Source organism: Chryseobacterium sp. Tr-659, from assembly GCF_011752975.1.
GTDB lineage: Bacteria > Bacteroidota > Bacteroidia > Flavobacteriales > Weeksellaceae > Chryseobacterium.
In genome coordinates this window covers 112,358-125,978 of the sequence record NZ_VWWP01000001.1, presented here as the reverse complement: position 1 = coordinate 125,978, position 13,621 = coordinate 112,358, and the positions used below count along the sequence as shown (strand labels likewise).

The 13,621-nt window shown below is 36.8% G+C and carries 8 protein-coding genes; all 8 read right to left on the bottom strand.

The window, feature by feature from the left end:
- Window positions 1-843, bottom strand: coding sequence for a DUF5777 family beta-barrel protein (locus F3J23_RS00565; RefSeq protein ID WP_167022501.1), 843 nt, complete (start codon window positions 841-843; stop codon window positions 1-3).
- 112 nt (window positions 844-955) lie between these two features.
- Window positions 956-1,651 carry a Crp/Fnr family transcriptional regulator gene (locus F3J23_RS00560; protein ID WP_228455240.1) on the bottom strand — a complete coding sequence of 232 codons (696 nt, stop codon included), beginning with the start codon at window positions 1,649-1,651 and terminating at the stop codon, window positions 956-958.
- A gap of 184 nt (window positions 1,652-1,835) precedes the next feature.
- The gene (locus F3J23_RS00555; RefSeq protein ID WP_002976436.1) at window positions 1,836-2,141 is read right to left on the bottom strand and encodes a DUF3467 domain-containing protein; all 306 of its coding nucleotides are present in this window, start codon (window positions 2,139-2,141) and stop codon (window positions 1,836-1,838) included.
- Window positions 2,142-2,228: 87 nt separating this feature from the next.
- Entirely contained in the window at window positions 2,229-6,494 is a 4,266-nt protein-coding gene (gene rpoC, locus F3J23_RS00550; RefSeq protein ID WP_167022498.1) for a DNA-directed RNA polymerase subunit beta', read from the bottom strand.
- A gap of 122 nt (window positions 6,495-6,616) precedes the next feature.
- Window positions 6,617-10,438, bottom strand: coding sequence for a DNA-directed RNA polymerase subunit beta (gene rpoB / locus F3J23_RS00545; RefSeq protein ID WP_167022495.1), 3,822 nt, complete (start codon window positions 10,436-10,438; stop codon window positions 6,617-6,619).
- Between the two features lie 1,469 nt (window positions 10,439-11,907).
- Window positions 11,908-12,276 carry a 50S ribosomal protein L7/L12 gene (gene rplL / locus F3J23_RS00540; protein WP_062675820.1) on the bottom strand — a complete coding sequence of 123 codons (369 nt, stop codon included), beginning with the start codon at window positions 12,274-12,276 and terminating at the stop codon, window positions 11,908-11,910.
- A gap of 46 nt (window positions 12,277-12,322) precedes the next feature.
- Complete coding sequence (gene rplJ, locus F3J23_RS00535; protein WP_167022492.1) at window positions 12,323-12,907, bottom strand: 50S ribosomal protein L10; 585 nt, start codon at window positions 12,905-12,907, stop codon at window positions 12,323-12,325.
- Between the two features lie 17 nt (window positions 12,908-12,924).
- Window positions 12,925-13,617 (bottom strand): 50S ribosomal protein L1, encoded by a 693-nt coding sequence (rplA, locus tag F3J23_RS00530; protein WP_002976422.1) that lies wholly within the window; start codon window positions 13,615-13,617, stop codon window positions 12,925-12,927.
- Window positions 13,618-13,621 lie beyond the last annotated feature (4 nt).

Here is a 13,621-nt window from a genome sequence, read left to right as displayed (position 1 = left end):
TTAAAAAACTCTATAAAGATTAAACCCAAAGAAAATATGCCCTTTTCCCCAGTTTCCTGCTGCATTGGTAAGATATCCGATATCTGAATTGATCTGGGAATTTGTAAATAGCAGCTGAAAAATATGCCCTCCTGTTTCTATGTCTACTCCTAATGAGAGAGGGTTCTTATAAAAGCTGTGATTATCAAAGTTGACAAAGTACTCTGCATTTACAGAAACTCTTTTTGAAATTTTATAACGCCCTCCTAAACCAGCTAAGAATTGATTCTTATCCTCAATGGCCGGATCATAAAGATTTTTATGAACAAATGAAGGGGTAAGCTGTAATGAAAATTTATCATTGAATCTTCTGGAAATTAGCGCCTGTGTAAGATAGGACAGCCTGTCATTGAATTTAAGATAAGGATAGGTATCTTTATCCAGCTCTGTATTTACTCCCATAACATTGTAACCTACAATATCCACGGGAAAATTCTCATTTTGTTTTACCAGCTTATATTTTACCGCTCCTTCAAAGGTCTTCATATTGGTTTCTCTGGATAAACTGACAGAAACTGCATCTGAAATACCATAGATTACCCCTAATTTGGTAGAGGCATGATCTAACCCGAAAAAGTCTTTAAACCCGGCACTTATATCTCCAAATCTGTGGGCAACAATAATGTACCATTCTTTTTTAGCGGCGAGTTTTGTAGATTGCCCTGTAACAATCTGCAATGCTTTGAAAGCGGGTTGTGAGTTTTCCGTATTGGTTTTAACGGTATCAATATCTTTTAGCAGATCTTCCTGTGAAAAGGCAAAAACTGATAAAAATATTGACAGAAACAGCAGAATTTTTGTCATATCCAATTTTTAATTATTATATGACAAACTTATTGAGTTACCAATTCAAAAACAGGTGATAAAAGTCACCAGACAAATTGTTTTTATCAATTGGTAGATAAAACAATGAAAATCAACTTAATCTAACATTTTCATCCATAGGAACTTTTATTCCATTTTTTGTCTGAAGGATTTCTCCTTCGTTCTCAATTTTTTTTAAAACCCGGCTTACCACTTCTCTTGAAGTTCCCAGATTACTTGCAATTTCCCGGTGTGTAATCTTGATAGGATTGGTACCTGTGAGCGCTATCTGCTGTTTAATGTAACTCAGTACTCTTTTGTCCAACCTATGAAAAACAGCTTCGTTTACCATATTCATTACTTCAGAAAAGCGTCTGTCATATTCGCGGTAAAAGAGCTTATTCATTTCGGGAAATCTAATCAGCCATTCATGCATCACAGAAACGGGGATTAGTAAGGCTTCGGAATCTTCTTCTGCAATAGCATATACTCTGCTTACATAATCTGTGAAAATGGATGAGAATGTCATCAGACAGCTGTCATTCGGTTTTATGTAATAATAGATGAGTTCTCTTCCATCATTTAATGTAAATACTTTAATAGATCCTTTGATAAGAAAGGGGACGTATCTGTTTTTCTGACCTTCTCTAATAACTTCTGTTTTTGCTTTTATATCGGTCATCACTGCATGCTTTTCAAGTTCAGCTGAAAAATCTTCGCCTAAAAAGCCAAATCTTTGGAGAATAAATTGATCACTTATCATATCTTTTCCTGTCAATGTTTTAAACAAATATATAAAATTGATCATCTAATATATTAAATAACCAAAATTCTTCCTCAATTACGAAAAACATCTTAATAATTACTTAATTTTAATATATATTTTAAATATAAAATTTTAATACTATTTAAAATATACAATACTTAAAATTATATAAACAAAAAATGCCCCGGAAAACCGGGGCATTCTTATTTTTATTGTAAAAGAAATCTTACGCTTGTACGTTGTTTCCTCCTAATACGAAAGGCTCAACTTCTTTGATTTCTCCGAACTGCTGCTCGTAGTTAGCGATGTTCTGCTGAAGAGCGTTTAATACTCTTTTAGCATGAAGTGGAGCAAGAATAACTCTTGATCTTACTTTTGCCTGCTGAACACCTGGCATCAACTGAATAAAGTCTACTACAAATTCAGATGGAGAGTGGTTTACTAATGCTAAGTTAGCATAGATACCAGCAGCTACCATTTCGTTTAATTCGATGTTGATGTTTCCGTCTTGTGGATTTTGATTGTTGTCCATTGTTATAAATTATGTTTTTAAAATTCGAAATTTGAGATTGTGAAAATATAAAAATAATTTCAAATCCCAAATTTCAAATCATTAATTTTAGTTAAGGTCTTCGAATTCTTTCTTAGAACCTACGATAACATTCTGATACTCTTTAAGACCTGTACCTGCAGGAATTCTGTGTCCTACAATTACATTTTCTTTAAGACCGTTCAGATCATCTATCTTACCGGCAACTGCTGCTTCGTTAAGTACTTTAGTTGTTTCCTGGAACGATGCTGCAGACATGAATGACTTAGTCTGAAGTGCCGCTCTTGTAATACCTTGTAGTACAGGAGTTGCAGTAGCAGGAAGAGCTTCTCTTACTTCTACCAGGCTTTGATCTTCACGTCTCAACTTAGAGTTTTCATCTCTTAATTCTCTTGCAGTAATCATCTGACCTGGCTTAAATTCTTTAGAATCACCAGCATCTACTACTACCTTAAGACCGAATACTCTGTTGTTTTCTTCCAAGAAATCATACTTGTGCTCAAGAGCTCCTTCAAGGAATTGAGTATCACCTCCATCCACGATAGATACTTTTGTCATCATCTGTCTTACGATGATTTCGAAGTGCTTATCGTCAATTTTTACCCCCTGTAGACGGTAAACTTCCTGAATTTCGTTTACTAAGTATTCCTGAACGGCAGTTGGGCCTTTGATTCTTAAGATATCCTCCGGTGTAATAGAACCGTCAGAAAGTGGAGAACCTGCTCTTACGAAGTCATTCTCCTGAACAAGAATCTGGTTGGAAAGTTTTACTAAGTAAATCTTTCTTTCTCCAGTTTTAGCCTCAACAATAAGTTCACGGTTACCTCTCTTAATTTTTCCGTAAGAAACTACCCCGTCGATTTCAGTAACAACCGCTGGATTTGAAGGGTTTCTTGCTTCGAATAATTCGGTAACTCTTGGAAGACCTCCGGTGATATCCCCTGCTTTTGCAGATTTTCTTGGGATCTTGATTAGGACTTTACCAGCCTTAATTTTTTCACCATCGTTAACCATCAAGTGGGCTCCTACCGGTAAGTTGTAAGCTTTCTGCTCAACTCCTTTAGAGTCTACCACTTTCAAGGTAGGTACGGCTTTCTTATTTCTTGATTCGGAGATTACTTTCTCTTCGAATCCTGTTTGTTCGTCAATTTCAAGTTGGAATGAAATACCCTGGATGATATCCTCGTATTCTACCTTACCTGAAGTTTCAGCAATGATTACCGCGTTATACGGATCCCATCTACAGATTGTATCTCCTTTCTTCACTTTATCACCTGGTTTCACAGATAATATAGATCCGTAAGGTACGTTAGCAACCATTAATGGAGTTCTGGAATCGTTATCAGCAACTAATCTGAATTCTGTTGAACGAGAAACTACAACCTCAGCTGTATTACCGTTTTCATCTTCAGAAGTAATTGTTCTTACTTCATCCATTTCAACGATACCGTCTCTTCTTGCAACAATAGATGGGTTTTCTGATACGTTACCTGCAGTACCACCTTGGTGGAAGGTTCTCAACGTAAGCTGAGTACCTGGTTCCCCAATTGACTGTGCTGCAATTACACCTACCGCTTCACCCATGTGGATCATCTTACCTGTTGCCAAGTTTCTACCGTAACATTTCGCACAGATCCCTTTCTTAGCTTCACAAGTAAGTGGAGAACGTACTTCAACTGCTTCTAATCCTGCTTCTTCAATTCTCTTAGCTAATTGCTCAGTGATTACCTGATCTGCTTCAGTGATTAATTCATCACTTTCAGGATCATAAATATTATGAAGAGATACTCTACCTAAAATTCTTTCAGAGATCTTTTCAACGATTTCGTCATTTTTCTTAAGTGCAGTAACTTCAGTTCCTCTAAGTGTTCCACAGTCATCTTCTGTAACGATAACGTCCTGTGCAACGTCTACCAATCTTCTGGTTAGGTAACCAGCATCGGCTGTCTTAAGAGCGGTATCCGCAAGACCCTTACGAGCACCGTGGGTAGAGATAAAGTACTCTAGAATTGAAAGACCTTCCTTAAAGTTTGCAAGGATCGGGTTTTCGATGATCTCCGCTCCGGTAGATCCGGCTTTTTGCGGTTTTGCCATCAAACCTCTCATCCCTGATAACTGACGGATCTGTTCTTTAGAACCCCTCGCCCCAGAGTCAAGCATCATGTATACAGAGTTGAAACCACCTTGGTCAGTTTTCATTCTGCTCATGATCATTTCAGTTAATCCAGCGTTGGTGTTTGTCCAAACGTCGATTACCTGGTTATAACGTTCTGTATCGGTAATTAGACCCATGTTATAGTTAGCTCTAATTTCGTCTACAGTCTCGATTGATTGTGCAATCATCTGCTTTTTCTCAACAGGTACTACGATATCTCCAAGAGAGAACGATAGACCTCCTTTGAATGCATTTGAATACCCTAGATCTTTCATTGCATCCAAGAACTTCACTGTTGTAGGGAAATCTGTATCAGCAAGGATCTTACCGATAACGTTTCTCAATGATTTCTTAGTAAGAAGTTCATTGATATATCCTACCTGCTTAGGTACAATTTGGTTAAATAGAATTCTACCTACAGAAGTTTCGATTAATCTTGTTACGATTACACCATCTTCTTTGATTGGTAGTCTACATCTTACCTTAGCATTTAATGAAACTCTACCTTCTGCATAAGCGATTTCCGCTTCTTCAGGAGAATAGAACGCAAGACCTTCACCTTTTACTTTCATATCATCTGTAGAGCTCAATTCTTTAGTCATGAAATAAAGACCAAGAACCATGTCCTGAGATGGTACCGTAATTGGAGAACCGTTTGCAGGGTTCAAGATGTTCTGAGAACCTAACATCAATAACTGAGCTTCAAGGATCGCTTCTGGTCCTAATGGTAAGTGTACCGCCATCTGGTCACCATCGAAATCGGCGTTGAATGCTGTAGTTACTAACGGGTGTAGTTGGATTGCCTTACCTTCGATCATCTTAGGTTGGAAAGCCTGAATACCCAATCTGTGAAGCGTAGGTGCCCTGTTCAATAGTACCGGGTGACCTTTCATCACGTTTTCAAGGATATCATAAACTACTGGTTCTTTTCTGTCGATAATTCTCTTTGCAGATTTTACTGTTTTTACAATCCCTCTCTCGATTAGTTTTCTAATGATGAACGGTTTGTAAAGTTCAGCTGCCATATCTTTAGGAATACCACACTCGTGAAGCTGTAAGTTTGGACCTACAACAATTACCGAACGCGCAGAGTAGTCAACCCTTTTCCCTAGTAAGTTCTGACGGAAACGACCTTGCTTACCTTTCAATGAATCAGAAAGTGATTTCAATGGTCTGTTTGATTCAGATTTTACTGCAGAAGATTTTCTTGTGTTATCGAATAATGAATCTACTGATTCCTGAAGCATACGCTTCTCGTTTCTCAAGATTACTTCAGGAGCTTTGATCTCCAATAATCTCTTCAAACGGTTATTTCTGATAATTACTCTTCTATAAAGGTCATTTAAGTCAGAAGTTGCGAAACGTCCTCCATCCAATGGAACCAATGGTCTTAGTTCTGGTGGGATAACAGGAAGTACACGCATGATCATCCACTCTGGTCTGTTGATCATTCTTGTATTAGCACCTCTTAATGCTTCTACAACGTTCAATCTTTTCAGCGCTTCAGTTCTTCTTTGCTTAGAACCTTCGTTGTGAGCTTTATGTCTCAAGTCGAAAGACAATGCATCAAGATCGATTCTTTTTAATAATTCCTCAACAGCTTCAGCACCCATTTTAGCGATGAATTTGTTTGGATCAGAATCGTCAAGATATTGGTTTTCTACAGGAAGAGTTTCCATGATATCAAGGTATTCTTCTTCTGTAAGGAACTCCATGTTCTCAAAATCAGAACCATCTAATTTCTTAGCAATACCTTGCTGGATCACTACATATCTTTCGTAGTAGATGATCATATCTAATTTCTTAGAAGGAATTCCAAGAAGGTATCCGATTTTGTTTGGTAATGAACGGAAATACCAGATGTGTGCAATTGGAACTACAAGATTGATGTGCCCGATTCTCTCTCTTCTTACTTTTTTCTCAGTAACTTCTACTCCACAACGGTCACAAACGATCCCTTTGTAACGAATTCTCTTGTATTTACCACAAGCACATTCGTAATCCTTTACAGGACCGAAAATTTTCTCACAGAATAACCCGTCTCTTTCAGGTTTGTGAGTTCTGTAGTTAATAGTTTCCGGTTTTAAAACTTCTCCTCTTGAATCCTGTAAAATAGACTCCGGAGATGCTAAACCGATGGTTATTTTATTAAATCTACTTGATTTATTTTTATTTGACATAATTTTTTTTAGATTTTAGATTTCAGATTTCAGATTTCAGACGAAATCATCATTCCAAATTCAAGGATTATAAAATTCTTAGAGTGCCATAGTCTGACAGCTTGTGTCTGACATCTGATATCTTACTCCTCCAATCTTACGTCTAATCCAAGACCTTGTAACTCGTGAAGTAATACATTGAATGATTCTGGAATACCTGGTTCAGGCATAGACTCACCTTTTGCAATTGCTTCATAAGTTTTCGCTCTACCAATCACGTCATCCGACTTCACAGTAAGAATCTCTCTAAGGATATTTGATGCACCGAATGCTTCAAGTGCCCAAACCTCCATCTCTCCGAATCTCTGACCACCAAACTGAGCTTTACCTCCTAATGGCTGCTGAGTAATCAATGAGTAAGGACCAATAGAACGCGCGTGCATCTTATCATCAACCATGTGTCCTAGTTTCAGCATGTAGATTACACCTACTGTAGCTGCCTGTGTAAATCTTTCTCCGGTACCACCATCATAAAGGTGAGTGTGACCGAATTTAGGAAGACCTGCTTTCTCTGTATACTCAGTGATCTGCTCAAGAGTAGCTCCATCAAAGATTGGCGTAGCGAACTTCATACCCAATTTCTGACCAGCCCATCCAAGAACTGTTTCATAAATCTGTCCGATGTTCATACGAGAAGGTACCCCTAGTGGATTCAATACGATATCTACTGGTGTTCCATCTTCCAGGAACGGCATATCTTCTTCACGAACGATTCTTGATACGATACCTTTGTTACCGTGACGTCCTGCCATTTTATCTCCTACATTCAGTTTACGTTTCTTAGCGATGTAAACTTTAGCCAGCTTCATGATACCTGCCGGAAGCTCATCTCCGATTGAAATCGCGAATTTCTCACGGTTTTTAACTCCCTGGATGTCGTTATATTTGATTTTGTAATTGTGAATCAATTGTTTGATCAATTCATTCTTGTCAGCGTCTACTGTCCAGTCTGAACCGCTAACGTTTACATAATCTTCAACTGAAGTTAATAACTTGTGAGTGAACTTCACACCTTTACCGATGATCTCTTCGTCTAGGTCATTTTGTACCCCTTGAGAAGTTTTACCGCTTACCAGTGTATTTAATTTTTCAATTAAAGTATTTCTCAACTCGTCAAACTTAGCCTTGTAAGTGTTTTCAATCTCTTCAAGTTTAAGTTTTTCTTCAGTTCTTTTCTTTTTGTCTTTAATGTTTCTAGAGAACAATTTCTTGTTGATAACAACCCCTCTTAATGAAGAGTCAGCTTTTAATGATGCATCTTTTACATCACCAGCTTTATCACCGAAGATTGCTCTAAGAAGCTTTTCTTCAGGAGTCGGGTCAGATTCACCTTTTGGAGTAATTTTACCAATCATGATATCTCCAGGCTTCACTTCAGCACCGATTCTGATCATACCGTTCTCGTCAAGATCTTTGGTAGCTTCTTCAGATACGTTTGGAATATCAGCTGTAAGTTCTTCCATACCTAATTTAGTATCACGAACTTCTAATGAATATTCATCTACGTGGATTGAAGTAAACCAGTCTTCACGTACAACTTTTTCATTGATTACGATCGCATCCTCAAAGTTGTATCCTTTCCAAGGCATGAACGCTACTACTAAGTTTCTACCAAGAGCTAATTCTCCTTTTTCAGTAGCATACCCGTCGCAAAGTACTTGTCCTTTTTCCACTACATCACCTACTCTTACGTTTGGTCTTAGGGTAATAGTTGTACTCTGGTTCGTTTTTCTAAACTTAGTAAGGTTGTATGTTTTAGTAGCAGACTCGAATTGTACTAAATCTTCGTCTTCACTTCTTTCGTACTTAATAACGATTTTGTCAGCATCAACATACTCTACAGTACCTGTACCTTCAGCGTTAATTAAAATTCTTGAATCTCTTGCAACTTGTTGCTCAAGCCCTGTACCTACAACCGGAGCCTGTGGCTTCAATAGAGGAACGGCCTGACGCATCATGTTAGATCCCATCAATGCACGGTTCGCATCATCATGCTCCAAGAATGGAATTAGTGAAGCGGAAATACCAGAAATCTGGTTAGGTGCAACATCAATAAGGTTAACCTGAGCTGGTTCAACTACAGGGTAGTCACCGTCTAGTCTTGCAATAATTCTATCCGTTAAGAAATCACCATTATCACTCAATTCAACGTTTGCCTGAGCAATTACCTTATCTTCTTCGTCTTCTGCATTCAGATAAATAGGATCTGCGTTAAGATTAATCTTACCATCTTCTACTTTTCTATATGGAGTTTCGATGAAACCAAGGTTGTTGATTTTCGCATAAATACCTAAAGATGAAATCAAACCGATGTTTGGTCCTTCCGGAGTTTCAATCGGGCAAATTCTTCCGTAGTGAGTATGGTGAACGTCACGAACCTCGAAACCTGCTCTTTCTCTTGATAAACCACCAGGCCCTAGTGCAGATAATCTTCTCTTGTGAGTGATCTCTGATAGAGGGTTGGTTTGGTCCATGAACTGAGATAGCTGGTTGGTACCGAAGAATGAGTTGATTACAGATGTTAACGTTTTAGCATTAACAAGGTCAAGTGGAGTAAAGATTTCGTTATCTCTAACGTTCATTCTCTCCTTGATTGTTCTTGCAATTCTTGAAAGACCTACTCCGAACTGTCCTGCTAATTGCTCACCAACAGTTTTAATTCTTCTGTTAGATAAGTGGTCGATGTCATCCACCTCCGCTTTAGAGTTTACAAGCTCAATTAAGTGTCTTACGATTGCAATGATATCTTCTTTTGTAAGAACCTCAGTTGTAGTTGGGATGTTAAGACCTAACTTTTTGTTTAGTCTGTAACGTCCTACTTCCCCTAATGAATACCTCTGCTCAGAGAAGAATAATTTCTCAATGATTCCTCTTGCCGTTTCTTCATCTGGCGGATCTGCGTTTCTTAACTGACGGTAGATGTACTCTACGGCTTCTTTCTCAGAGTTCGTAGGGTCTTTTTGTAATGTATTCTGAATGATAGAGAATTCATTGCTGTTTTCTTTGTGAATCAGGATTGATTTCACACCAGCATCCAGGATAAGATCTAAGTGTTCTTTTTCAAGGATTGTTTCTCTATCTAGGATGATTTCGTTTCTTTCGATAGAAACTACTTCACCTGTATCTTCGTCTACGAAGTCTTCGAACCAAGTGTTCAATACTCTCGCAGCCAATGTTCTCCCTTCCACTTTTTTAAGGGCAGCTTTAGAAACTTTCACTTCCTCAGCAAGGTCGAAGATCTGAAGGATATCCTTATCAGACTCATACCCAATCGCTCTTAATAAAGTTGTTAATGGTAACTTTTTCTTACGGTCGATATACGCGTACATTACGCTGTTGATATCCGTTGTAAATTCCATCCAAGATCCTTTGAAAGGAATAATTCTTGAATAGTATAGTTTGGTTCCGTTAGCGTGGTAAGTTTGTCCGAAGAATACACCAGGTGAACGGTGAAGCTGCGTAACAATAACTCTTTCTGCACCGTTGATGATGAAAGAACCACTTGGCGTCATGTAAGGAACCGGACCTAAGTATACATCCTGAACCACTGTTTGGAAATCTTCATGTTCCGGGTCAGTACAGTACAATTTAAGTCTTGCTTTTAGAGGAACTGAATAAGTAAGTCCTCTTTCCACACACTCGTCGATTGAATAACGTGGAGAATCTACCAGATAGTCTAAGAATTCTAATACGAATTGGTTTCTTGAATCCGTAATTGGGAAATTCTCTTGGAAAGTCTTGTAAAGAGCTTCGTTCTTTCTGGCTTCAGGAAGTGTATCAAGCTGGAAAAATTCTCTGAAAGACTCAATTTGGATGTCCAAGAAGTCTGGAGTGATAATTTTTCCTTTCGCTGATGAGAAATTAATTCTCGGATTTCCTTGAGTTGTTGATTTTGTTTTACTCATAAAACTTTTAAGAAAGGGTTAAAAAATATTTTGATTCATTAAAAAATATCAGAAAAAACAAGAAACAAGTAAAAAACAAAAGGTAAAAGTGTTTTTGGCGCTCACGAAAGACCTTAAGCTCTTTTAACGTTGTACTCGACTCTTTCTAACTGCAACACTGGTATATCTTTTCACAGCGTAATGCAAAATATTTTTATTACTTTTGAGGCAGTATTACCCGCAATATGTATATATACGAAATCCCTTTCATGTTTACACAATGAAAGAGTTGATTTTCAGTATTTTATAAATTTACAAACAATTTTTCGCGCCAAAAGAAGGGCAAAGATACAAAAAAAATTCTATATTTACAAATAAAACCACTTCATTTTGAAGTGGTTAAATATTTACAGAGTTCATCAGGGCACTTTTTAAAAGACCAGAAATACATCTCTTCTCATCATCTGCATTCAAGTTGAACAAGTTTAAAGTTACCTTTCCTTTGAAATCATAAAGGACATTTCAGCCTTCTATTCTAGAAAAACGACACCTTTTGCCTAAATAATAATTTGACAACCTTTAAATATTAATCGCCGTTCATTATTTAAATAAAAAAAAGCTTTATGAGAGCTATTTTTTTGTAAAAACAGCTCCTGGTCAGTTTTTATCATAACCCTTCTCAATAGGAAGAGCTACCTGAAAAACAGGCAGCCCTTCCACAACACAAGCTAATCTTACAGTTATTTCACAATAGCCTTATAAGATTTTACGTTTCATTGAGTCTTTCTTTTAATAATATAAAGACCGCAGATTAAGAATTTTTTTTAATCCCAACTTATACACAATTCATTAAATCTACGGGTAAAAGAATCAATAATTTATTTTTCATTTAACGAATTTTTTTTGTTTTTTATGTATTTATTGAAAAGGAAAATCTTTCAATTTTACAAATCACCAATGAAATAGTTGATAACCTACGGAATGACTGAAGGATTAAAAAATCATTTTATCAGGGATTTCATACTTATCGTATTTTATAGACCCGGATAATAGATACAAGGATAAATCTGTAGAATATAACTGCAAACCATTCTTTGCATCCGTATCATATAATAGTTCAGACTTACCCGCTATTACAAATACAGACTTAGCGCTTAGTCTTACTATAGCCATGAACAGCACAAGAAGTGCCATTCCAAGACTACAGGAGAGAAAATAATTCCTATTCAATTATGTTGTGTTTTCCAGTGCAAATATAATAATTTTTCAAAAAAAATAATATTTTATTAGTAAAAATTCACATAAAACAAATAACAAACAAATAAAAATCAAAATAAAATATTAATTATTAAAAAATAAATAACCATAAAAAAATATTAACAAATAAGCGTTAATAATATTTAAATACCATTATAGATTAATTTCCGAAAGGTTTATAAAAAAAAATCCCGGACTAATGTCCGGGATCTATATGTATGATACAATTGAAATTATTTCAATTCTACTTCAGCACCAGCTTCTTCTAATTGCTTCTTAAGAGCTTCAGCTTCGTCTTTAGAAACACCTTGCTTAATTGCAGCAGGAGCTCCGTCTACGATATCTTTAGCTTCTTTAAGACCAGCACCAGTTAAATCTTTTACTAATTTAACGATAGCTAATTTAGAAGCACCTGCAGACTTAAGAATTACATCGAATTCAGTCTTTTCTTCAGCAGCATCACCTGCACCACCTGCAGCAACAACTACAGCAGCAGCAGCTGGCTCAATTCCGTACTCATCCTTAAGGATAGCAGCTAATTCGTTTACGTCTTTTACAGTTAGGTTTACTAGCGTTTCAGCTAAATTTTTTAAATCTGACATTGTTGTAATGTTTTTGTTGATTATTTATTTAATTTTTTGAGTGTAATTATTCAGCACTTGTTTCTTCAGTGCTTTCTGCAGCAGCTTCTGGAGCTTCAGCAGGAGTTTCTTCTACCGCAGGAGCAGCTTCTTCAGCTTGAGCTTCTACAGCTTCAGATTTGTTTTGAAGAGCAGAAACAACTCTCTGGATTGGAGACTGAAGTAATCCGATGATTTCACCGATCATTTCTTCTCTAGACTTGATGTTAGCCAACATGTCTAGGTTGTTGTCACCAACGTAGAAAGTTTCTTGAACAAAAGCAGACTTTAACGCTGGCTTCTCTTCTTTCTTTCTGAATCCTTGGATAAGTTTCGCAGGAGCGTTTGCAGTTTCAGCAATCATTAATGCTGAATTTCCTTTGAAAGATGGGAACATTTCAGAGTAATCTACTCCTTCAATTTGCTCCATTGCTTTTTGTAAAAGTGTATTTTTCACCACTTTCACTTTGATATTTTGCTTGAAAGCCTGTCTTCTGAAATCTGAAGATTTACCAGCGTTCAAACCTTCTAAATCTGCTACGTATACTACTTTTGCATCCTGAAGCAAATCTTTGATCTCTTGTATTGCTACAACTTTTTGGTCTTTTGTCATTGTCTTAAGGATTATTATTAGTTAACAGATTTAGTATCAATTGCAATACCTGGGCTCATTGTAGAAGATAAATAGATACTCTTCACATAAGTTCCTTTAGCAGCAGTTGGCTTCATTTTGATCAATGTCTGGATTAATTCCTGAGCATTTTCTTTGATCTTAGCAGCATCGAAAGATACTTTACCAATACCAGCATGGATGATACCATACTTATCTACTTTGAAATCAATTTTACCTGCTTTTACTTCAGTTACTGCTTTACCAATTTCCATTGTTACAGTTCCTGATTTAGGGTTTGGCATTAAACCTCTTGGACCTAATACTCTACCTAATGGACCTAATTTACCCATTACAGCTGGCATAGTAACGATAACGTCAACATCTGTCCAACCTTCTTTGATTTTTTGTAAATATTCGTCAAGACCTACATAGTCAGCACCAGCAGCTTTAGCTTCTGCTTCTTTATCTGGAGTTACTAAAGCCAAAACTTTAACATCTTTACCAGTACCGTGAGGAAGAGATACTACACCTCTTACCATTTGGTTTGCTTTTCTAGGGTCTACTCCTAATCTTACAGCGATATCTACTGAAGCATCAAACTTTGTAGTGTTCACTTCTTTTACAAGAGCTGAACCTTCTTCAAGGTTATAGATTCTTCCTTTTTCTACTTTGCTTAAAGCTTCCTTTTGCTTTTTAGTTAATTTTGCCATTTCT

Bases quoted from the DNA above. Each gene is read 5' to 3' on its own strand.
- F3J23_RS00565 (WP_167022501.1), bottom strand. From the start codon at position 843: ATGACAAAAATTCTGCTGTTTCTGTCAATATTTTTATCAGTTTTTGCC.
- F3J23_RS00560 (WP_228455240.1), bottom strand. From the start codon at position 1,651: ATGATCAATTTTATATATTTGTTTAAAACATTGACAGGAAAAGATATG.
- F3J23_RS00555 (WP_002976436.1), bottom strand. From the start codon at position 2,141: ATGGACAACAATCAAAATCCACAAGACGGAAACATCAACATCGAATTA.
- rpoC (WP_167022498.1), bottom strand. From the start codon at position 6,494: ATGTCAAATAAAAATAAATCAAGTAGATTTAATAAAATAACCATCGGT.
- rpoB (WP_167022495.1), bottom strand. From the start codon at position 10,438: ATGAGTAAAACAAAATCAACAACTCAAGGAAATCCGAGAATTAATTTC.
- rplL (WP_062675820.1), bottom strand. From the start codon at position 12,276: ATGTCAGATTTAAAAAATTTAGCTGAAACGCTAGTAAACCTAACTGTA.
- rplJ (WP_167022492.1), bottom strand. From the start codon at position 12,907: ATGACAAAAGACCAAAAAGTTGTAGCAATACAAGAGATCAAAGATTTG.
- rplA (WP_002976422.1), bottom strand. From the start codon at position 13,617: ATGGCAAAATTAACTAAAAAGCAAAAGGAAGCTTTAAGCAAAGTAGAA.